Genomic DNA, 21,177 nt, shown 5'->3' on the forward strand with positions numbered 1-21,177 from the left:
AGGTTTGGTGGGTGTTTAATATTCCAGCGTGCCGAATACGCCGTTTTTGTAATCTTCCAGCGCCTGGTCTATCTCTTCGGCGGTGTTCATTACAAAGTTGTCTTTCGCGGCGATCGGTTCGTCGATCGGCTCCGCGGAAAGGAAAAGGATGCCCGCGTCTTCGTCTGCCGTTATGCTGATGCCGCTTTCTTCTTTTTCGAATACGAAGAGCTGGTGCATGGCGGCCTGTATGCCGTTCACTGTTACCTTGCCCCGGAAAATGTACAGCAGGGCCTGGTAGCCGGGCACCGCTTCGATCTGCACCTGTTTGCCCTTTGCGATGGTGCCGATGATGGAGGTAACGGGCGTAAAACTTTTCATGGGGCTGCTTTTCCCTTCATACGTGCCGCTAGCGAGGCGCAGCTGTACGCCTTCCTGCTCCAGCACGAAAGGCAGCTGCTCCGCAGGCGCGTTCTGGTAATACGGGTCGTCCCATTTATGCGCTTTGGGCACGTTCACCCAGATCTGTATCATTTCCTGCACGCCGCCCCTGGCGAGAAATTCTTTGGTCGGGCCTTCGCTGTGCAGCAGTCCTTTGCCGGCAAACATCCACTGGATGCCGCCGGTGGAAATGGTGCCGCGATGGCCGGCATTGTCCAGGTGATACCCTTCGCCTTCGATCATAAACGAAACGGGCGCAAAGCCGCGGTGCGGGTGGGGATGAATGCGCATGGCCGAACCGGCGGGAATGGTTTCGGGGCCCATGTGATGTATAACGATGAATGGATTGGCGAATCTGAAATCCTTATGCGGTAAGGGTTGAATAACGGTTTCTTCCGGGGTGATCTGTTTGGCTCTCCCGGTAAGCAGGTGGGCGATCGTTTTGTTCATGGCTCTTATTTTCAGTCAGTTAACAAATTTAATCTATTGGGTCTCCATAAAAAAAATAAAATATCTTTAAGGCTGGCGACATTTTAGCGGTATGAAACTGGACGTATTTTCATTATTAGTTTTGTTGGGAGCCCTGCAGGCGCTGGTTTTCGGAATATACCTGCTGTTCGTGAAAACAGAGAACAGGTTGCAGACCAGGATGCTGGCATTTTTTATTCTCGTTCTGAGTTATAACGGGTTCGAAACCCTCAACTGGAGCTCGGAGCTGGGCAAATATCTCTTCGTTTTCGATCTGTTCCCTTTTGTGCTGGTGTTTTCCATCGGCCCCTGCGTGTATTTATATGTGCGCTCGTTCCGGAAAGAGCCGCCGGTGAAAAAGCCCTGGAAACATTTCCTGATCATGCTGATCCCTTTCACCAACCGTTTTTTGCTGGTAACGGGCTGGCTGGTATGGAAATTCACGCCCAACCATATCAAGCTTTTCCCGCCGCAACTGCTGGACAATCACTACGGGCAAATAGCCGAGCCGGCCAGCGTGCTGTGTTCCTGCACCTATTACGTGTTCGCCCTGCTGGAATTTAAACGGCAACGGAATGAGAATCTCCTTTTGCCGGAGGAGTTCCGCTGGCTGAGAATACTGCTGGCGGTGATGGGCCTGTTTAATACCCTGTGGCTGGCCACTTACCTGTATGCCTACATTTTTAACGTATGGGGCGGCGAACAATATTACGTGATCGAAATTTTTGCGGTGCTGTTCATCTACTGGATCGGGTTCATGGGATACCATCGCACGAAGATCATTTATGTGGCGCAGCAGAAAAAAACGCAGTCTTATTTCGATAACCTCCCCAAAGAAGAGATCGACCGCTGCAGCGCCGCGCTCCGCAGGGCCATGGAAGAAGAACGGTTGTACCTGCGCCCGGATATTTCCACCCAGTCGGTGGCAGACCATATCGGGGCCAGCGCCAAAACTTTATCGGCCGTGCTCAACCAGCAGGTCGGCAAAGGGTTCAACGAATATGTGAACGGCTGGCGGGTAGAAGCGGTGAAACAAATGATGGCCGACCCCGCCAACGCGCACCTCACCATCACCGGCATGGCGTTCGAATGCGGCTTTAATTCCCAGCCCACCTTCCAGCGGGCTTTTAAAGCGGCCACCGGGCAAACGCCGCGGGAGTTCATGCAGGCCAATTCCATGCAAAAACAGGGATGAGACTGATCAAATCCGGATTTGAATAGGCCGCCGGCGGGTATTTTAGTTGGTTTGCGACAGTATCAAATCAACAAACCATGTTATCCAGGATCACCGCCGTTTTATTCCTCTTAACCACTTTTTTGCCCGCCCATTCCCAAACGTCCGCCAATTTTGAGGGGATATACCAGTTCAACCCGGAAGTGCCGAGGCTGTTTATGATCAAGGCAGACAGCGGATCGCTCTGGCTGCACCGCGGCGCTTCCAACGAGCATCGCCTGCGGCTGGCGCCGGTTTCGGGCAACCGGTACAGGGTGGACATGCCGAGCCCTGAAGTCTTCATCAATTTTCAAACCGGCGCGGGGAACGAAGCCGCCATGCTCGTGGAGCAGGGAGGCGGGAAATTCGAATGTTTCAGGATTCGCGCCACGACAGACATGCCGCAGGCCGGGCGGCTCGGCAACCGGCAGAACGGGTTTACCCGGGCGGATACGCTCCGGGGGAAACTCAGTCCTGAACGGAGCTGTTACGACGTCAATTATTACCATCTCACGGTAGATATCGACCCAGGCAAACGTTTTCTCAGCGGCAGCACGCTGATACGGTTCAATGCCATGGCGCCGTTTAACCGGCTGCAGGTAGACCTGTACGAACAAATGGCGATAGACCGCATCGTTTACAAAGGCAAACCGCTGGCATACACCCGCGAGTTCAACGCCGTGTTCGTTACCTTTCCAAAAACGTTTGCAGCAGGGGAGCAGGATGAATTTGAAGTGTTTTATCATGGCCATCCGCAGGAGCCGGACCTCAACGCGTCCATGCACGGAGGCTTTCTCTGGCGGATGGACGATAACCGCAAACCTTTTATCCAGGTGGCCTGCCAGGGCTCGGGCGCCAGCCTGTGGTGGCCGAATAAAGATCATTTGTCCGACGAGCCGGACAGCATGCGCATTACCGTTACCGTGCCGGAAGGTTTGCAGAATATTTCCAACGGCAGGCTGCAGCGGAAGGAAACGTTGCCGGACAAACGAAATCTCACCGAATGGCTCGTTTCTTATCCCATCAATAACTACAACGTGACCGTCAACATCGGTGATTATCAGCATCTGTCGGATACGCTCGGCGCGCTCACGCTCGATTATTATTATCTCCCCAACCATCGTGATTCCGCCCTGAAACTGTTCAAAGAAACAAAGCCCATGTTGCGTTTTATGCAGGAGCATTTCGGACCATATCCTTTTCAGCGCGATGGGTTCAGACTGATAGAAACCCCGCACCCGATGGAACACCAGAGCATTGTGGCAATGGGCGGCCTGGGCGGCGGGCACGAAGGAATGCGGCGGCTGATGTGGCATGAGAGCGCGCATGAATGGTGGGGAAATAATGTAAGCGTGAAAGACCTTGCGGATTTCTGGCTGCACGAAGGTTTTGCGAGCTATACGGAAATGTTGGGCGTGCAGCTGTATAAAGGAGAAAAGGAAGGGTTGAAGACGCTGAAAGACGACAAACCCGCCAACCGCGAACCCGTGATCGGCGAGCGGGATGTGAACCATATCCATTACAGCCTGTGGGACGTTTACGGCAAAGGCGCCCGCATCGTGATGATGCTGCGCGCGATCCTGAACAACGACGAACAATTTTTCAGCCTGCTGCAGGGCATTCAACAGGAGTTTCGTTTCAAAACCGTTACCACCAACGATATTACGGGTTACATCATCCGCCGCACGGGCCTCGACCTGCAGTCATTTTTCGACCAGTACCTGCTCAGCACAAAAGTACCGGAATTAGAGCTGATGTTCCGGCAAGAAGGGGCTGACCTTGAGCTGCGGTACAAATGGAACAATGTGACCGATAACTTCCGGATGCCGGTACGGGCAAACATTACCGGAGAGCGCCCGCTTTTTCTCGATGCAACAGGGGAATGGAAAACGCTTCGGTTAAAAAGCAGGACGGCAAAAGATTTTATTGTGGATACCGATCACTTTTACGTCACTGTTAAAAAAACAGGAGACTAGTTAAAACGATGTTAGTTAGCAAACGGCGGGCGCTTTCGGGGCGCCTGCTTTGTATTGAAAATCAACCGGTTTGAGCGCACAATAACAAGGCCCGGGAGAAACCGGGCCTTCATGCTCAGGAACTGAAATGCTACTAATAAAACGGGTATTTTTATCAACCAACTAGTGTCATTCTTCATATGGCAGCTTCATGGGCTCCGTTTTCCGGACCATCCCCAGGGCTACCGCCACCAGGACTATTGCGATATAACAGATCAGCTGCGTCATTTGTATGCAAGTAACATCAATCTTCGCGGGGAAAACAGGGAATTTTTACGCATATTTCCGCGTAGAAATACGTATCCTTCATTTAGTTGCCTTGGTCAAATAAAATGGTTGACAAAATCAACTAAATAATTATTTTTGTGGAAAGCGACCAAAGATGTCACAGGAAACCACACCCGTTAAACCCGCCAGGGAAAAAAATCTTCCGCAAGACGCCAGGCTGATCGCGGGCATCCGGCAATTCAACCGGTATTACACTACGCAGCTGGGGTTGTTGCAGCAGCATTTTTTTGACAGCGAATATTCGCTCACCGACGTGCGTGTATTGTACGAAGTGCAGGTGAACGGGAAAACCACCGCCACCGGCGTACGCGAAGCGCTCGGCATCGATGCGGGGTATCTCAGCCGCATTCTCCGGAGGTTTGAAAAACAGGGGCTGGTGTTGAAACATCCTTTGCCGGAAGACGGCCGTTCTTCCTACCTCACGCTCACCGCAAGAGGGCAGAAGCTGCTGCATACGATGAACGAATTGTCTGACAAACAGATCCGCCGGATGCTCGAACACCTGGAGCCGGCGCAGCAGGCCAGGATCGGCGACGCCATGCGGCTGGTGCGCTACCTGTTGAAAGCCCCGGGCGGCGCGCCGCGACTGGAAGATGTGGCGGTGCGTCATGAGTTGCGGCCCGGCGACCTCGGCAACATCGTGCGTTTGCACGGCGAGGTGTACGAAAAGGAATACGGTTACAATATCGAATTCGAGCAATACGTGATGGAAACCATCCACGATTTTATGAAAACCTACGACGCCGCCAAAGACCGTGTGTGGCTGGCGAGCTGTTTTGGTGAAATGGTGGGCATGATCGCGATCATTCACCGGCCGCAGCGGCAGGCGCAGCTGCGGTGGTTCCTGCTTCGCGCCGACTTCAGGGGGATCGGGCTGGGCCGCGCGCTGATGGACAAAGCCATGGAGTTTTGCCGTCAACAGCAATTCAGGTCGGTGTACCTGCTTACCACCAACCAGCAGGGAAAAGCGGCGTCCATCTATACCAAACACGGTTTCATAAAAACGGCCTCCGTGCCTGAAACCCTTTGGGGACAAGATTTGTACGAGGAACGTTACGAGAAGAAAATGTAATTGTAATATAAGCTCAAAGATAACTCAGCCACCACTGCCGGTGCGTGCGCTTGTACTCCGAATACCACTTGCAGGGCTTATACAAAGCCGCTACCAGCGCGATCCAGATAAGATAGACCACTCCCAGCGAATACCCGAAATCGTTCGGTCTGAACAGGAACGGCACATTGGGATCTACAATATCGTTCACACCATAACCATGCACGAAAAAGAGGATCATACAAAGCAGGTGAATGGCGTAAAAGTGAAGAATGTAATAAAAGAAAGGCACGCTTCCATATACCCTGCAGATCTGCGCGAAGCGCCCGCGCGCATGCTCGAAAGCAGCCAGCGCCAATAATCCCGGCCCGACGGTGATGCAGGTGTACATCAGCGAAGGCGGGTATTTCGCCACGTTCATGAATGAAAAAACAGTTTGCTGCAACGTTGTGAACGGCTGCCACGGCCGCGGATCGCCATAGACGTTCACCGCTCTCAGTATAAAAAATATCCCGATCATCGCAAGGCCTGTGGTAACCAGGCCCTGTTTCCTTTTCTGCACGGTTACATCGGGCATAAATATCCGCCCGATGCCATAGCCCATGAGCATTATGCCGGTCCATGGCAGGAAGGGGTATATCACCAGCACGCCATGCCCCGGGAACAACGGGAAAAAACTGAACTGCGCGGAATGCGCGAACGTCCACAAAGGCGATGCTTTAAATCCCGGCTGCGATTCCCGGAAATCCAGGATGTTATGCCCGAAGGTGATCAGGAGCCCCAGCGCCAGCACGGCCTGCCAGGGCAGGAACACCAGCAGCGACAGCGCCACGAAACTGATGCCGATCGCCCAGATCACCTGCAATACCATGACGTTCATCAAAGGATTAAAGGTAAGGCCGAAAGAAACCACGGTAATTTCAATGAGTATCAGCCAGAGCCCGCGCGTAAGAAGGAAACGGCTCATTTCGGCTTTGCTTTTGCGGGTGCTCATCAGTTGCACGGACATGCCGGACAACAATACGAACAACGGCGCGCAAAAATGGGTGACCCACCGCGTGAAATACAGGGCAGGATAAGAAGTTTGGGGATCGAGAGGATCGGAGGTAAAAGCGGGCTGATGGAAAAAATCGCGCACATGGTCGAGCGCCATTATGATCATCACCAGTCCTCTCAGCACATCGATGGAATACACCCTTTCGCGGGAGATGGGGTTCGGTTGCATTGCATAGTGTTTACTACTAATGTAACACTAATCCGCCATTTTATCCCTTTTCCGCGTACTTATGCAGCAATACGATCTGGCCGAGATGGTAACACGCATGCTGTAGCACCCCCTGGATGTAATAATATGCGTTGTGCTGGGTATTGGGCACGTTGGTCCAGAGTTTCTCCTCGGGAAAATTGCGGATGGTTTCCACCATGGTGGTGATGGAATGTTCAAGACGGTGCAGGGTGGCCTGCCAGTTGTTTTCCCCGTGGTTTTCCGGGTAATAAAAATCGGGGAGGTCGCCGTCCTGCTCCGGTTTTTCACCATGCAGTTTGCGCGTGACGTTCTGATGCCAGAAGATGAGATGATTGACCAGTTCCCATGTGTTGTGGGAGGTGTTAAAACGGCGGCCGGCCTCTTCGGCCGTCATATCCTGCAGATGTTCCAGGAAGGTCACATCCAGCCACGGGTCGCCATGATAAAGATGCTGTAAAGATTCTGCGAGAACAACTAATGTGGACATGCGGGTTTTGTTTTGGATGTTTGTACAATTAGCAGGCCATTCCCCCATTTTCCCTTACATTTAGTTCAAATTATCATCAATTTATGGAGCAACAGCAACTGGAATTTAATAAAAATGAGGATAATATGCGCCTGCTGGTCAGCACAATGAAAACAAGGCTCTCCGTGATCGAACAGGGAGGGGGCAAAAAAAGCCTTGAAAAAGTGCGCCAGCGCGGCAAACTGACCGCCCGTGAAAGGATTGGCGCGCTGATAGATAAAGGCAGCCGTTTCCTGGAGCTGGGCGCTTTCACCGCTTATGAAATGTACGCCGAACATGGCGGCTGCCCCGCGGGCGGCACCGTGGCCGGGCTGGGATACGTCAGCGGCCGGCAATGCGTGATCGTAGCCAACGATATGACCGTAAAAGCCGGGGCCTGGTTCCCGCTTACCGGCAAAAAGAACCTGCGCCTGCAGGAAATAGCCATGGAAAATAAACTGCCCGTGATCTACCTGGTAGACAGTGCGGGCGTATACCTGCCGATGCAGGACGAGATCTTCCCCGACAAGGAACATTTCGGACGCGTCTTCCGCAACAACGCCAGGATGAGCGCCATGGGCATCACGCAGATCGCGGCCGTAATGGGCAGCTGCGTGGCCGGCGGCGCTTACCTGCCCATTATGAGCGACGAAGTGCTGATGGTGGAAGGCAACGGCTCCATTTTCCTGGCGGGGCCTTATCTCGTAAAAGCCGCTATCGGGGAAGACGTAGACGCCGAAACGCTGGGCGGCGCCATTACGCATACGGAAATTTCCGGCATCGCCGATTATAAATTCAAGACGGATGAAGAATGCCTGGAGCGCATCCGGCACATCGTTTCCCGCATCGGGCATAATCCCGATGCCGGTTTCGACCGCGCCGCGCCCGTTGCCCCGGAAAAGCCCGCTGAAGGGCTTTATGGCCTGATCCCGCAGGACAGCACCAAATCCTACGACGTGCGCGAAGTGATCTATCATATCGTGGACGGTTCGGTGTTTGAAGAATACAAGGAAGATTACGGCAAAACCATCCTTTGCGGTTACGCCCGCATCGACGGATGGGCCGTGGGCATTGTAGCCAACCAGCGCAAAATGGTAAAAAGTAAAAAAGGCGAAATGCAGATGGGCGGCGTGATCTATAACGACAGTGCAGACAAGGCCGCGCGTTTTATCATGAATTGCAACCAGAAAAAGATCCCGCTGGTATTCCTGCAGGACGTGACGGGTTTTATGGTCGGCAGCCGCAGCGAACATTCCGGCATCATCAAAGACGGCGCGAAACTGGTGAACGCGGTAGCGAACTCCGTGGTGCCGAAGATTACCGTGATCATCGGGAACTCTTACGGGGCGGGCAATTACGCGATGTGCGGCAAGGCTTACGACCCGCGTTTTATTTTTGCATGGCCGAACGCAAAAATAGCCGTAATGGGGGGCGAACAGGCGGCTAAAACACTTTTGCAGATACAAGTGGCCTCTCTCAAATCAAAAGGGGAAACCATTACGCCTGAATCTGAAGCAAAGCTGCTGAAAGAGATCACCGATAGATATAACAGTCAAACCACGCCATACTACGCCGCTGCCCGCCTTTGGGTAGACGAGATCATCGACCCTTCGCAAACGCGTTCGGTTATCTCGGAATGCCTGCATGCCGCCAACCATGCGCCGGTGGAAGAAATATTCCGAACGGGGGTGATACAGGTGTAAATTCCATTAAATTTGCTCCCTTAAAAAGACAGGCATTTTGACGAACCAGCATTTGATCATTTATACAGACGGCTCCGCGCGCGGCAACCCCGGCAGGGGAGGATACGGCATCGTGCTTATCTGGGGCAAGGTACGCAAGGAAATGAGCCAGGGCTACCGTATGACCACCAACAACCGCATGGAGTTGCTGGCCGTGATCGTGGCGCTGGAAGCGCTTACCAAGGAAGGCTTGCATATCCTGATCTATACAGACAGCCAGTACGTGGTAAACTCCGTGGAAAAAGGCTGGCTTTGGAACTGGGTGAAGACCGGTTTCAAAGACAAAAAAAACGCCGACCTCTGGCAACGTTTCATACCGCTATACCGCAAACATAAAGTGCAATTCCATTGGGTGAAAGGGCATGCCACCAACCCGGAGAACAACCGGTGCGACGAGCTGGCTACAGCCGCGGCGGATGGGGGCGGATTGCTGGTGGATGTGGGGTATGAGAAAGGCGCTTGACACCGTCTTTTGATTAGGATTTGGCTGAGGCGTCAGAAAAGTGTGAGATAGAGTTCCGTAATTCCTGAAGGACCGACCTGAGAAAATCTTCATACATGCAGGTATGGGCCCATATCCGGGCAAAAATTTCTATACTATCTTTTGATATCTTTTCCGATAGGCCCGTCTTCTTGATCTTTTCTTTTAGATGAGTTAACTGAGACAGATGGTGCAGGGAATCATGCGCATACGATCTAACATCCCAGCCAAGTTCGGCTGTCTGATGAGCATTTTCCCGGTAGAATTTTTCAAACGCTTGGAGAGAGGTAATCAGCGAGGAAAGTTGAAGTTCTATATCTTCCAGATCTTTGGCTTTGTTTGCAGTTACTCTGATATTGTAAACGTAATTCAGTAGTTGCCCGGCGTGAACGATGCTTTCCTTTTTGAAGGAAAGATATAGTTCTAATTTTTGCTTAAACTGTTCAAGCTCATTAGCATTCCTTTTATTTTTATTTCTTTCGCGGTTTTGACCGATGAAGGCGAAGATAGCCACCAATATGCTTGCAACTGCTGTGATATATGCGGCGATTGCTTCATTGGAAAGGATCATGGTACAGTGATTGAAATGACAATTTCCCTCGCTCAATATAAATAAATTCCAAAATAAATCCTAAATTGCTAATGTCTTAGCAAACAAACACACCTATCTGAACCGTCGGGCATCATTATTCAACTATTGATCTGCCCATGCCTCAACTCTTTCCTGTAGAGGTCATCGAACATTCCGCCATGACGTGGCTTTCCCGCGTTCAGGTGCGGACGCAGGTGATCTATACAACGGTGCTGCTCGCAGTGCTCCTTAGCCTGTTAGCCCTTCCATTTATCAAAGTTGACGTTTCCGTCAAATCCGCCGGTATCATACGCCCTGTTACCGAAAAAAACGAATTGCGCAGCCTCGTGGCCGGCACTATCGAAGAAGTACTCGTGCGCGACGGGCAGCATGTCGAAAAAGGACAGCTCATTCTCCGCCTCCAGGAAGATATCAGCAATTCAAAGCTTAGCCAGACCTCTTTCGAGCTGCAACAGCGAAGCGCCTACATTGCCGACCTCACCAAACTCGCCGCGGGCGGGGGCAGCGGGCTGCAAACCTCGCTATACCAGCAGCAATACAGCCGTTTTGTATCGTCTCTCAGCGAACAGCAGGCCACCACCCGCAAGCTCGAAAGCGATCTCGAAATGTATAAGAAACTGTTTGCGGACAAAGTGATCGCGGAAAAAGAACTGCGCGACAAACAATACGAATACGATAAAAGCATGGCCATGTACCGCTCGGCCGTGCAACAGCAGCGCAGCGCCTGGCAGGAAGAGCTCAGCCGCTACAAAATGGAAAGCAACCGCCTCCAGGCCGATGCGCAGCAGCTTGAAAAACAAAAAGAATGGAACCTGATCAAAGCGCCTGTGAGCGGCACTTTGCAGCAGTTCACCGGCAAATACAGCGGCGGTTACCTGCAGGTCGGGGAAATGATCGGCACCATTTCGCCAGACAGTAACCTGGTGGCCGAATGCCTCGTTTCGCCGAAAGACATCGGCTACCTGCGTACAGGCATGCCCGTTAAATTCCAGGTAGACGCGTTTAACTATAACGAATGGGGCACGGTAGACGGCGTGGTGGAAACGGTGGGAAACGATTTTACCCTGGCAGACGACCAGCCCGTGTTCAAAGTGCGCTGCCGCTTTTTCAAAACCGACGTGCAAACGGCCAGCGGCGTGAAAGGGCAGCTTAAAAAGGGGATGACGCTCCAGGCCCGTTTCATACTCACCAAACGCAGTCTGTTCCAGCTGCTGTACGATAAAACCGACGATTGGATGAACCCGAATACGACCGCAAAAAATTAAGTCATGGCGAATGTTACCCGATTGAAAAAAAGCCCCCGCATCCGCCAGCGGGATATCAGCGATTGCGGCGCGGCCTGCCTTGCGTCCATCGCGGCTTATCACAACCTGCAAATGCCCGTTGCGCGCATCCGGCAGATGGCGGCGACCGACAGTAAAGGCACCAATGTGCTCGGCGTCGTGGAAGCCGCTACCAAACTGGGTTTCCAGGCAAAAGGCGTAAAAGGCCCGTTCGAAGCGCTTTTTAATATTCCCAAACCTGCCATTGCACATGTGATCGTGCGGGAACAGCTGCATCACTTCGTCGTGATCTACCGCGTCACCAAAACGCATGTGGTGGTGATGGACCCTTCCGACGGGCAATATCGTTCCCTCACGCACGACGCATTTAAAAAAATATGGACCAATGTGCTGGTGCTGTTGCTGCCCGGGGAAGATTTCCGGGCGGGCAACGAAAAAACTTCCCATCTCGCACGTTTCTGGTTCCTGCTGCGCCCACACCGCTCCGTGGTATTGCAGGCCCTGTTCGGCGCCGTCATTTACACCATCCTCGGTCTTTCCACTTCCATTTACGTGCAGAAGATCGTAGACAATGTGCTGGTGGAAGGCAATAAGAACCTGCTCAATCTCCTGGGCATCGTTATGCTGCTGATACTCGTGCTGCAATTGTTCATCGGCCAGCTCAAAAGCGTATTCGCGCTCAAAACGGGCCAGCAGATAGACGCGCGGCTCATTCTCGGGTATTACAAACACCTGCTCCGCCTGCCCCAACAGTTCTTCGACACGATGCGCGTAGGCGAGATCACTTCCCGCATCAACGACGCGGTAAAAATTCGTGTATTCATCAACGATGTAGCCATCGGGCTGGTGGTGAACGTGTTCATCGTATTGTTTTCCTTCGGCCTCATGTTCACCTATTACTGGAAGCTGGCGCTGATCGTGCTGGCGATACTGCCGGTATACGGGCTTATTTACTGGATCAGCAACGAGGTCAATAAAAAAATGCAGCGCAAGCTGATGGAAGATAACGCGGAACTGGGCAGCCAGCTGGTGGAATCGCTTAATTCAGTGGCTACCATCAAACGTTTCGGGCTGGAAGATTATGCCAATCTCAAAACGGAAAGCCGTTTCATAAAACTGCTCAAAACCATTTATTCCGCTTCTGTTACGAACCTCTACATCGGCAACGCCGGCGGGTTTGTGACCAGCGCGTTCGTGGTGATACTGCTTTGGGCCGGGTCGTATTTTGTGATGGACAGGCAGCTGAGCCCCGGCGAACTGCTCAGCTTTTATGCGATCATAGGATATTTCACCGGGCCGGCGATGAGCCTGATCGGGGCGAACAAAAGCATGCAGGACGCGCTGATAGCGGCAGACCGTTTATTCGAGATCATGGACCTTGAGCAGGAAGAAAGCGCGAACAAAGTGACGCTGCAAAAAAACATGATGGGCGATGTGGTGTTTCAGAACGTGGGATTCCGCTATGGCACGAGGGTAGAGGTATTCCGGAATTTTAACATGAAGGTGCAGAAAGGGAAAATTACTGCCATCGTGGGCGAGAGCGGTTCCGGCAAATCGACGCTGATGGCGCTTTTGCAGAATATTTACCCGCTGCGTGAAGGCAGTATTCATATCGGTAATCTCGACATCCGGTATATCGAGCACGAAAGCCTGCGCAGGCAGGTGAGCGTGGTGCCGCAGCAGATCGACCTGTTTGCCGGCACCGTAATGGAAAATATTGCCGTCGGCGAATTTGAGCCGGATATGCAGCGCGTGCTCACGATCTCCGCACAGCTCGGTATTATCCAGTTCATTGAAAAACTGCCCGAAGGTTTTAATACTTTACTCGGCGAGCACGGCGCAAACCTCTCCGGCGGCCAGCGTCAGCGCATTGCCATCGCAAGGGCGCTTTACCGCGATCCCGAAGTGCTGATCCTCGACGAAGCCACTTCTTCGCTCGATTCCGTCTCCGATCAATATGTGCAGGACGTTATGCAACGGCTGCGCGACGAAGGCAAGACCATTATCGTGATCGCGCACCGCCTCAGCACGGTGGTGAACGCGGACAAGATCGTAGTGCTGCAGGAAGGCGCGATGGCCGAAGAAGGCACCCACCGGCAGCTGCTGGAAAACAATTCGTTGTACAGCAGGCTCTGGCAAAGCCACCAGGCAATACTGGACTAACCCCTGACCCATAAAACCAATAAAGCGGCTGTCTCACAAAGAGCAGCCGCTTTATTATGATTAAGCTTCCTGTTATTTGGCTTTGAAACGAAGCAGGGCGTTTTCGTTCTGGCTCAGTACCAGCATGCCCTGGCGGATCGCCCATTTATTGACTTTGTTGCTGGCTTCGAGGAATTTCTGTTCCACGCTCATGTCCGGGCAAGCCATCCTGGTGGCGGCCAGGCCGGGAAAACTGATATTGTCCGGCGCGGTCAGCGTGAATTTCCCGAAGATCCTGTTGCAGCCGGCGGAACCGCTGAACTGGCTGTCCGCCTGTTCGAACGTGAACTCCAGCGGCTTCGGAATGCCCGTGGTGTCGATGGTTTCGCCGTTCACTTCCACCAGTCTCCAGGTTTTATAAAGGTCTGCCTCGTTGTTCGTACCGCTGCTCCTGCTGGTGTTGGAACAGGCGGTAAAATAAGCGACGCCCGCCATAACGAGACACATAGTCAGCATTTTTTTCATGTGCAAGGGTTTTAGTTATAACAAACCCGCGGTAAAAAGGTTAATACCGCGTGTAAAAGGACTGCAGGTCGCTGGCCAGCCGGTCGTAAATGGGGCGCGTAAGCTCCATGAACAGGTCCTGCGGGGGCGGCGGGGGAATGTCGCGGCCACCGATCAGGCGTTTGTCTTCCTCGCTGAGCGCTCTTTGGTCGCCACGGTAAGTGCCGAACTGGTTGCGCCAGGTAAAGGAGCCGGGCACCCTGTCTTGCCGCAGCACGCGGTTATTTTCAACGTCCACGATCCGGTAGTCGAGCAGTCCGTTGGATGCAACGGTCTTGCTGGTCACAAACACGGTGGCCTTTACGGTGATGTCTACCATGATAGCCTTACCGGTGCTGTCTTTTTTGGTGCCGGGCACCTGTATTACTTTCGAAACTTCGCGGGAATGGCGGTCTACATAAGTTTGTCCCACCACGAAATCCATAAACCGCATTTCCATGTACTGGTCCGGGCGGAACCGGCTGTCGTTGCGCACCAGCCGCTGGTCGTAGAACTTCACGAAATCGTTGATGTTGCGGGACTGAAGGTTGCGTACCAGCGCGTCGCGGAACTGATCGGCGGTAAACTGGTAATACGGGGAGCGAACGTCTATTTCGCTGATCACCACGTTCACGAGGCCGATGGCATAGGCCTGCTCGCGGAGCTCGTTGGCGTTTTTATAATTGGGCGTTAGGCGCAGGGCGGCGGTGAACTCATCGTACGCCTGCCTGGCGCTGGGTTTGTCGCCGTTTTCGAGCAGCTGCACGCCGCGCGCGTAGCGGGCTTCGGCGGCATTTTCGTTCACGCTGGTAATGGCGGTGGAATAATCTTTCGGTTTAACGACCGAGTTGGCGGCGGGGGAGGAACGGATAACATCGTACAGGCGTTGCATGGCGTTGTACTCGTACCGCACGTTTTCCCATTTCAGGTCGTTGTTGGATGCAAGGGCTTGTTTGGCGCGGCTTTCGTGGAAGTCCATCGCGGACTGGTAAGCTCTGGGCAGCAGGCTGAGGGAAGTAGCGTCCGTCGGGCGGCGTTGCAGCTTTTTCACGAAAGCGTTCACGGCGTCGTCGTACCGGCCTTTGTTATATAATTTTTCACCGGATTTGCATGAGAAGAGAATAACAGCCAGCAGGGCTAGGGACAGGTAACGGAGATATAGTTTCATATAGCTGTGTTTACAGGTTTCTATAGGCAAATGGCGCGCCGGAAAATTTTATTCGTATAACAAGCGGTAAATCAATAAGGTTTTAACAAAGGAAGAAATAGGGGTGAGGCGGATATAAAGTTTGTGGCCTCCGGCCGGCGTTTATATCTTAAAATTTCTTCTCAGCTCCCGGTCTACTTCACGGGCTTTGATGGAATCGCGTTTGTCGTGCAGCTTTTTACCTTTGCCCAGGCCGATCTCCATTTTCGCCAGTCCTTTTTCCGTCATGAATATACGAAGCGGAACGATGGTGTAACCTCTTTCCTGCATCCGTTTTTCCATTTTTTTAAGTTCTTTTTTGGTCAGCAGCAGCTTGCGCTCGCGCATGGGGTCGTGGTTGGCGTAAGTGCCGTGGGAGTATTCGGCGATGTGGAGGCTTTTTACATAAAGTTCTCCTTTGGAAAAGTAACAGAAGCTGTCGTTGAAGCTCACTTTACCTTGCCGGATGGATTTGATCTCGGTGCCTGTCAATACCATCCCGGCGATATATTTATCCTCTATCGCAAATTCGAAATAAGCCGATCTGTTCTTTAATTCTGCCATGATGAGAATGGGCCGGCTTTGCAGTTTTACAGGGCCGGCCCGGGGTTCTTATTGCTTGAAGAGCACCAGCAGGGTGCTCAGTTTGTTCTTGAGTTCTTTCCGGTCGGTGATGAAGTCGAGGAACCCTTTTTCGAGGAGGAATTCCGCGCTCTGGAAACCTTCGGGCAGGTCTTTTTTGATCGTTTCCTTGATCACGCGCGGGCCGGCAAAGCCGATGAGGGCGCCGGGCTCGGCGGTATTGATGTCTCCCAGCATGGCGTACGACGCGGTAACGCCACCGGTAGTGGGGTCGGTCATCAGCGAGATGTAAGGAAGGCGCGCGGCGGCCAATTGTGTAAGTTTGGCGGAAGTTTTCGCCATCTGCATCAGCGAGAAGGCGCTTTCCATCATACGGGCACCGCCCGATTTCGAAATGATCATCAGCGGCAATTTCTCCGCGATGCAAAAATCGATGCTCCGGGCGATCTTTTCACCCACCACGGAGCCCATGGAGCCGCCAATGAAGTTGAAGTCCATACACGCCACCACAAGACCATTCCCGTTCACTTCACCCGCGCCCACGCGCATGGCGTCTGAGAGTCCCGACTTTTTCTGCGCTTCCTTCAGCCTTTCTCCATAAGGTTTCAGGTCGCTGAAGCCCAGTTGGTCTTTCGGCCATATGTTGGTGAACAGTTCTTCAAAGTTGTTATCGTCAAAGATGATCTCGAAATACTCAGGTGAATTGATGCGGTTGTGAAAGTTACATTTGTCGCATACGTACAAATTCGCTTTCAGGTCTTTCATAGTGGTCGTTTTCTTGCAATTCGGGCATTTGTGCCATAAACCGTCCGGCGCTTCTTTCTTCTCACTGGTAGATGTTGAAATACCCTGTTTGATTCGCTTAAACCAGCTCATACTGAATGTGTACTAGTGATTAGATTAAAATTAGATTAAAGAATAGTGGTGCAAGATACGATAAAATTAAATTTTTAAATAAATCAAAAGCCCCCCGGAGCTCCGGAGGGCTTTTGATTTATTTATTTTTACCGTTATGCGTTGCGGTTAATGCAGTTCAGGTCGGCGAACGCTTCTTCCAGGCGGCTTACGAAAGTTTCTTCGCCTTTACGCAGCCATACGCGCGGATCGTAGTATTTTTTGTTGGGTTTGTCCGCACCTTCGGGGTTGCCCAGCTGCGCCTGCAGGTATGCTTCTTTGGATTTGTAGAAACCCAGCACGCCTTCCCAGAACGCCCACTGCATATCGGTGTCGATATTCATTTTGATCACGCCGTAGCCCAGGGTTTCGTTGATCTGGTGTTTCGGGGAGCCGGAGCCGCCGTGGAACACGTAAAACACGGGTTTTTTAGAAGTGTTATATTTTTTCTCAATATATTCCTGGCTGTTTTTCAGGATTTCAGGACGCAATTCCACATTCCCCGGGCTATACACGCCATGCACGTTGCCGAAAGCCGCCGCTACGGTAAAACGGGTGCCGATCTTAGACAGGGTTTCGTAAGCGTAGGCCACGTCTTCGGGCTGGGTATACAGCAGCGAGTTTTCCACGCCGGAGTTGTCCACACCGTCTTCTTCGCCGCCGGTTACGCCCAGTTCGATCTCGATGGACATGCCCAGTTTGTTCATTCTTTCGAAATATTTAGCGGAAGTTTCGATGTTTTCGTGGATCGGTTCTTCGGAGAGGTCGAGCATGTGAGAGCTGTACAGCGGCTGGCCGGTCTCTTTTTTGAACTTTTCGCCGGCGTCCAGCAGCCCGTCGATCCAGGGGAGCCATTTTTTAGCGGCGTGGTCTGTATGCAAAATAACGGGTACGCCGTAATATTTAGCTACTTCATGCACATGTTTTGCGCCGGAAATGCCGCCGGAGATATTGGCCTGCAGCTTGTCGTTCGGCATGCCTTTACCGGCAAAGAACTGCGCACCGCCGTTAGAAAACTGGATGATTACCGGGGAATTTACCTTTGCGGCCGTTTCCAGCACCGCGTTCACTGAGTTGGTACCCACTACGTTCACTGCGGGCATGGCAAATTCGTTCTGTTTGGCATCATTGTAGAGCGCTTCCAGCTCTTCGCCGAATAATACGCCGGCTTTGTACTTTCCCATAGACGATGATATATTTTTATTTTTAAAGGAAAGCAAATATAGGCAATTCAATTTTTAGTTTTCCCGCAAAGTTGAAGGCTCCGTGGCGGGCGCAGGCAGGTTCAGCGCGGCTATGGCCGTATACGCGCTTTCGCCGGGCTTCAGGCCCCATTTGCGGAAGAAGGCGGTGAGGTTGTGCCCGGAAATGGCGCAAGTCTTCAGCATGAACCATTTCATTTTCGCCGGATCGTCTGCCAGCGAAGGTTTTTCGGCCCGCGCCGCCTTGTGCAGCTGGTGATAGAACGCGTCGCCGTAAGCCATCCACAGCTGATGGAACATGCAAAGCCGCACCCACACGTCCGTTCCGCCAGCATTAAAGTCCCTTTCCGCGTCCGGCTTCGCGAAATATGTATCCACTTTCGGCCATACGTTGTCTTTTTTCAGCCTCGAAGGCGTAATGCCGAATTTCCGTTCCACAGCCAGCGAATACACATTCACCGTCACTTCGCCGAGCGCCCCCCAGGTCCAGGCGCCCTGCTGGTGCATGTGGCCCAGCTCGTGCCAGGGGCCCCAGCCGTCTTTGCCAAGACCGTTCACCGTCAATACCGCTGCCAGCGTATTCTGGTAATACGCGGTACGGTACCAGGTGGCCACCATGTAATAATCGGAATTGTCGGTTTCGGTCATAAGATATTTGTGCGCGTTCACCTTTTCGGAAGGCGCTGTGCCGTCGAGCCCGCTGATGGAATCTTCGATGTTGATCACCCGGTCCGCCAGCCGCAGCAGCGCATCCTGGTCTTCCACCCTGTAGGCGATGGCATTGGCGCGGGAAGCGACCATGATGGTGCGGTTGCTGACCAGCTGCACATCCGGCACGTCTTTTAATTTATCCAGCGCTTCCATCCAGTCGGTGTGCGTGGTTTTTCCCAATTGATAAAAAGGTACCGGTTTCTGCCCGCTTACAAAACGCACCTTTGCGCTGGAGCTACCCGGCGTAGATGCTGTGAATCGCAGGTACAGCAAGCCTCCCAGCGGGTCGGTCACGGTGTTTTCGCCGGCTTTCAGCTGTACTTCCTGCGGGTTCCATTTGTTGGTATACCGCGAATAGGTGCCCACCAGCAGAACAGGCAGTTTAGTGCCGGAAACCTGCTCCACGTTCAGTTTCAGCGAAACGTTGGGCGGCAGGTAAAAACCCGTGGGCGTGAAGTCCGACGCGGGAAAACTCTGCGCCAGCCGGTTTGCTTCGGCCGTGCCGGAAAAGGTTTCGCTGATGGTCACAAGGCTGTCTGCACGCGCGGTGCTCGCCTGTTCCACAACGGGTTTGGGTTTTTCTTCTTCCCGGTTAACGACAGGGGACGATTTTTTACAGGCAGCGCCGAGAAGAATGGCTGCCAGCACAAAAGAGTAGCTGCTCGTGGACATTAGATCTGGTTTTCAGGTTAAACGTATGCGGTAAATGTAGTGTATTCCGTCCCGTTAGCTTCGCCCGTTAAACGTACAAATGACATTGTGCTTACAAAATGCACAAAGGACCGGCCATTGCGGGCCAGCCCTCTGTAAGACGGTGTTGTAACGTGTATCGGCTATTTCATATGGTGGTTATTTCACGGTAAGCGTGTTGCCGCTGATCTCGATCGTGTATTTGGTGAGCGCGTTGGTGGCGGGGCCGGTGTTCACGGAGCCGTCTGCATTAAATTTGCTGCCATGGCCGCAGGCGCTGCCGCATTCGATGATGCCGTTGTTCACGCCGGAAAGCGTGCAGCCCATATGCGTGCAGGTACTGGTAACCGCGGAGAAAGATGCGGGAACGTTAGATGCTGCAAGCCTGATCAGTACTACGCCGCCGCTGATCAGGAAGCTGCCCACGGTAGTGACCTGGTTGGTAAGGTTTACGGTAAGGCGCGGATTGTTGCCGGGAGGATTGCCCGGCGGATTACCCGGAGGGTCCGGCGTCGGATCGTCGCCTTTTCCGCCGCAGGCCGCCAAACCGCCGGTACAGACAATAGCAAGGGTGATGCCCATATTGGACAAAAAATCTCTTCTTTCCATAATTGAGATGGTTTAAGGTTGTTGGTTGTTTATCAGATTTGTTTTAACGGCTTTAAAAGCGGTGTTCCAGGAAGATTACGACGGGGGATTTGTTCAGGTTGCCTTGGAAAAATAAAAATGTCGCGATAATTTAAAGCGGAACAAGGAAGGTAAATCATGAAAAGCATCGGAGAAAACGAACAATTGGTAAATATCGTATTCCGCGATTTTACCTTACTCAGTTCCAATCTATATAAGTTCGACGTTGAAAATAACGATACGGAAGGGTTAATGATCAGGCTGCATTTCAGATTGCTTTATTCCGGCGTCAATAATACGGTTATGCTGCGTTTCAGCGGGATTAGAGAGTATTCATTTTATTATCATCACAGAGGGAATTTTTACAACGTAGAGCGTTATAAATTACTGAAAATGAAAGACGGTTTTTATATCAGCCTGGACCCTTTTGATGAAACCGGCATAGTTTCCCCACAAGACCAGGATTTTATATTATGTGAGAAGATTGAAGGATTTTTAGTGAACGAAGCACATTAACGGAGCGGGTCAAGCAGATCATTAAAATACCCCGGCGCGTGCAGCAGCCTGCTGCCGTACCACGAAAACATCTCACCGTCCACCAGCAAAATATCCGCATCAGGCAGGTATTCCCTGATCTCGCCGATATGTTTTTCTTTAAAAGGATAAGGCTCGCTCGAAAGCAGCACCAGCTTGCAGGCGCTGGCGGCGAGCTGCGGAAGGCTAACGGAAGGATAACGCGGTATATCTTCAAATACATTCCGAAGGCCGCAGGCGCGCAGCATCTGGTGGATGAACGTATCTCCGCCCGCCACCATCCACGGGTCGCGCCAGATGAAATAAGCGGTGGGAACGGCGGTTTTTAGCGGCTGCAACAGATCGAAACGGCCGCGGATATTTTGCGCCAGCTGCTGCGCCGCGTGGTGCCTGGCGAGTATGTCGCCGAGGGAAACGATCATATCCAGCGCATCGTCGAGCGTATGGATGTCGCTTACCCAAACGGGGTAATCCTTTGCAAGGGATTCCACCTGTTCTTTTTCGTTCTCTTCTTTATTGGCGATGATCAGATCGGGTTGCAGGGAAGCAATCACATCGAACTTCACCTGTTTGGTGCCGCCTACGCGGGTTTTGGTGCGGAACCATTCTTCGGGATGAATGCAGAATTTGGTGATGCCGGCAACGTCTGCCCCCAGGTCGTACAACAGCTCCGTTTGCGAGGGCACCAGCGATACGATGCGCTGCGGCGGCGAAGGAATGTTGACCCTGCGGCCGGTCTGATCGGTATACAGCATGTCTTTT

General features: G+C 52.5%; 20 protein-coding genes. 8 read left to right on the forward strand and 12 right to left on the reverse strand.

The window, feature by feature from the left end; all coding sequences use genetic code 11:
- Positions 1 to 15 precede the first annotated feature (15 nt).
- Positions 16 to 870 (reverse strand): pirin family protein, encoded by an 855-nt coding sequence (locus J7I43_RS18235; RefSeq protein WP_209147289.1) that lies wholly within the window; start codon positions 868 to 870, stop codon positions 16 to 18.
- A gap of 91 nt (positions 871 to 961) precedes the next feature.
- On the opposite strand from J7I43_RS18235, the gene J7I43_RS18240 reads away from it, so the two are divergent.
- The 3 genes from J7I43_RS18240 to J7I43_RS18250 all read left to right on the forward strand — a co-directional run bounded on the left by J7I43_RS18240 (position 962) and on the right by J7I43_RS18250 (position 5,476).
- Complete coding sequence (locus J7I43_RS18240; RefSeq protein ID WP_209147290.1) at positions 962 to 2,083, forward strand: helix-turn-helix domain-containing protein; 1,122 nt, start codon at positions 962 to 964, stop codon at positions 2,081 to 2,083.
- A 77-nt stretch (positions 2,084 to 2,160) separates the two neighbouring features.
- Positions 2,161 to 4,077 (forward strand): M1 family metallopeptidase, encoded by a 1,917-nt coding sequence (locus J7I43_RS18245; RefSeq protein WP_209147291.1) that lies wholly within the window; start codon positions 2,161 to 2,163, stop codon positions 4,075 to 4,077.
- A gap of 421 nt (positions 4,078 to 4,498) precedes the next feature.
- The gene (locus tag J7I43_RS18250) at positions 4,499 to 5,476 is read left to right on the forward strand and encodes a bifunctional helix-turn-helix transcriptional regulator/GNAT family N-acetyltransferase (RefSeq protein WP_209147292.1); all 978 of its coding nucleotides are present in this window, start codon (positions 4,499 to 4,501) and stop codon (positions 5,474 to 5,476) included.
- Between the two features lie 13 nt (positions 5,477 to 5,489).
- Here J7I43_RS18250 and J7I43_RS18255 read toward each other — a convergent pair whose 3' ends face one another.
- Positions 5,490 to 6,680, reverse strand: coding sequence for a DUF1624 domain-containing protein (locus J7I43_RS18255; protein WP_209147293.1), 1,191 nt, complete (start codon positions 6,678 to 6,680; stop codon positions 5,490 to 5,492).
- A gap of 40 nt (positions 6,681 to 6,720) precedes the next feature.
- Positions 6,721 to 7,188: a DinB family protein gene (locus tag J7I43_RS18260; protein ID WP_209147294.1), complete on the reverse strand. Its 468-nt coding sequence runs from the start codon at positions 7,186 to 7,188 to the stop codon at positions 6,721 to 6,723.
- A gap of 83 nt (positions 7,189 to 7,271) precedes the next feature.
- Between J7I43_RS18260 and J7I43_RS18265 the strand changes: the two genes are divergently transcribed.
- Positions 7,272 to 8,909: an acyl-CoA carboxylase subunit beta gene (locus J7I43_RS18265; RefSeq protein WP_209147295.1), complete on the forward strand. Its 1,638-nt coding sequence runs from the start codon at positions 7,272 to 7,274 to the stop codon at positions 8,907 to 8,909.
- A 37-nt stretch (positions 8,910 to 8,946) separates the two neighbouring features.
- Positions 8,947 to 9,411, forward strand: a complete 465-nt coding sequence (rnhA, locus tag J7I43_RS18270) for a ribonuclease HI (protein ID WP_209147296.1) — start codon at positions 8,947 to 8,949, stop codon at positions 9,409 to 9,411.
- Between the two features lie 13 nt (positions 9,412 to 9,424).
- Here rnhA and J7I43_RS18275 read toward each other — a convergent pair whose 3' ends face one another.
- Positions 9,425 to 10,000 carry a hypothetical protein gene (locus J7I43_RS18275; protein WP_209147297.1) on the reverse strand — a complete coding sequence of 192 codons (576 nt, stop codon included), beginning with the start codon at positions 9,998 to 10,000 and terminating at the stop codon, positions 9,425 to 9,427.
- Between the two features lie 137 nt (positions 10,001 to 10,137).
- On the opposite strand from J7I43_RS18275, the gene J7I43_RS18280 reads away from it, so the two are divergent.
- Complete coding sequence (locus tag J7I43_RS18280) at positions 10,138 to 11,286, forward strand: HlyD family secretion protein (protein ID WP_209147298.1); 1,149 nt, start codon at positions 10,138 to 10,140, stop codon at positions 11,284 to 11,286.
- 3 nt (positions 11,287 to 11,289) lie between these two features.
- Entirely contained in the window at positions 11,290 to 13,467 is a 2,178-nt protein-coding gene (locus tag J7I43_RS18285; RefSeq protein ID WP_209147299.1) for a peptidase domain-containing ABC transporter, read from the forward strand.
- A gap of 72 nt (positions 13,468 to 13,539) precedes the next feature.
- On the opposite strand, the gene J7I43_RS18290 is transcribed toward J7I43_RS18285, so the two are convergent.
- The 7 genes from J7I43_RS18290 to J7I43_RS18320 form a co-directional block, all read right to left on the reverse strand.
- Positions 13,540 to 13,971 (reverse strand): META domain-containing protein, encoded by a 432-nt coding sequence (locus tag J7I43_RS18290; RefSeq protein ID WP_209147300.1) that lies wholly within the window; start codon positions 13,969 to 13,971, stop codon positions 13,540 to 13,542.
- A gap of 40 nt (positions 13,972 to 14,011) precedes the next feature.
- Positions 14,012 to 15,157, reverse strand: a complete 1,146-nt coding sequence (locus J7I43_RS18295; RefSeq protein WP_209147301.1) for a tetratricopeptide repeat protein — start codon at positions 15,155 to 15,157, stop codon at positions 14,012 to 14,014.
- A 141-nt stretch (positions 15,158 to 15,298) separates the two neighbouring features.
- A complete protein-coding gene (gene smpB / locus J7I43_RS18300; RefSeq protein ID WP_209147302.1) occupies positions 15,299 to 15,739 on the reverse strand; it encodes an SsrA-binding protein SmpB in 441 nt (146 codons plus the stop codon).
- A gap of 48 nt (positions 15,740 to 15,787) precedes the next feature.
- The gene (gene accD / locus J7I43_RS18305) at positions 15,788 to 16,633 is read right to left on the reverse strand and encodes an acetyl-CoA carboxylase, carboxyltransferase subunit beta (protein WP_209147303.1); all 846 of its coding nucleotides are present in this window, start codon (positions 16,631 to 16,633) and stop codon (positions 15,788 to 15,790) included.
- 134 nt (positions 16,634 to 16,767) lie between these two features.
- Entirely contained in the window at positions 16,768 to 17,835 is a 1,068-nt protein-coding gene (fbaA, locus tag J7I43_RS18310; RefSeq protein ID WP_209147304.1) for a class II fructose-bisphosphate aldolase, read from the reverse strand.
- Positions 17,836 to 17,889: 54 nt separating this feature from the next.
- The gene (locus J7I43_RS18315) at positions 17,890 to 19,236 is read right to left on the reverse strand and encodes a M60 family metallopeptidase (RefSeq protein WP_209147305.1); all 1,347 of its coding nucleotides are present in this window, start codon (positions 19,234 to 19,236) and stop codon (positions 17,890 to 17,892) included.
- Between the two features lie 177 nt (positions 19,237 to 19,413).
- A complete protein-coding gene (locus J7I43_RS18320; RefSeq protein WP_209147306.1) occupies positions 19,414 to 19,863 on the reverse strand; it encodes a QcrA and Rieske domain-containing protein in 450 nt (149 codons plus the stop codon).
- A gap of 156 nt (positions 19,864 to 20,019) precedes the next feature.
- Between J7I43_RS18320 and J7I43_RS18325 the strand changes: the two genes are divergently transcribed.
- Complete coding sequence (locus J7I43_RS18325; RefSeq protein WP_209147307.1) at positions 20,020 to 20,397, forward strand: hypothetical protein; 378 nt, start codon at positions 20,020 to 20,022, stop codon at positions 20,395 to 20,397.
- Here the strand turns inward: J7I43_RS18325 and J7I43_RS18330 are convergent.
- On the reverse strand, positions 20,394 to 21,170 hold the full coding sequence (locus J7I43_RS18330) for a helical backbone metal receptor (protein WP_209147308.1): 777 nt from the start codon (positions 21,168 to 21,170) through the stop codon (positions 20,394 to 20,396). The genes J7I43_RS18325 and J7I43_RS18330 overlap by 4 nt on opposite strands.
- Between the last annotated feature and the right edge of the window lie 7 nt (positions 21,171 to 21,177).

The organism is Chitinophaga chungangae, from assembly GCF_017742215.1.
Classification (GTDB): Bacteria; Bacteroidota; Bacteroidia; order Chitinophagales; family Chitinophagaceae; genus Chitinophaga; species Chitinophaga chungangae.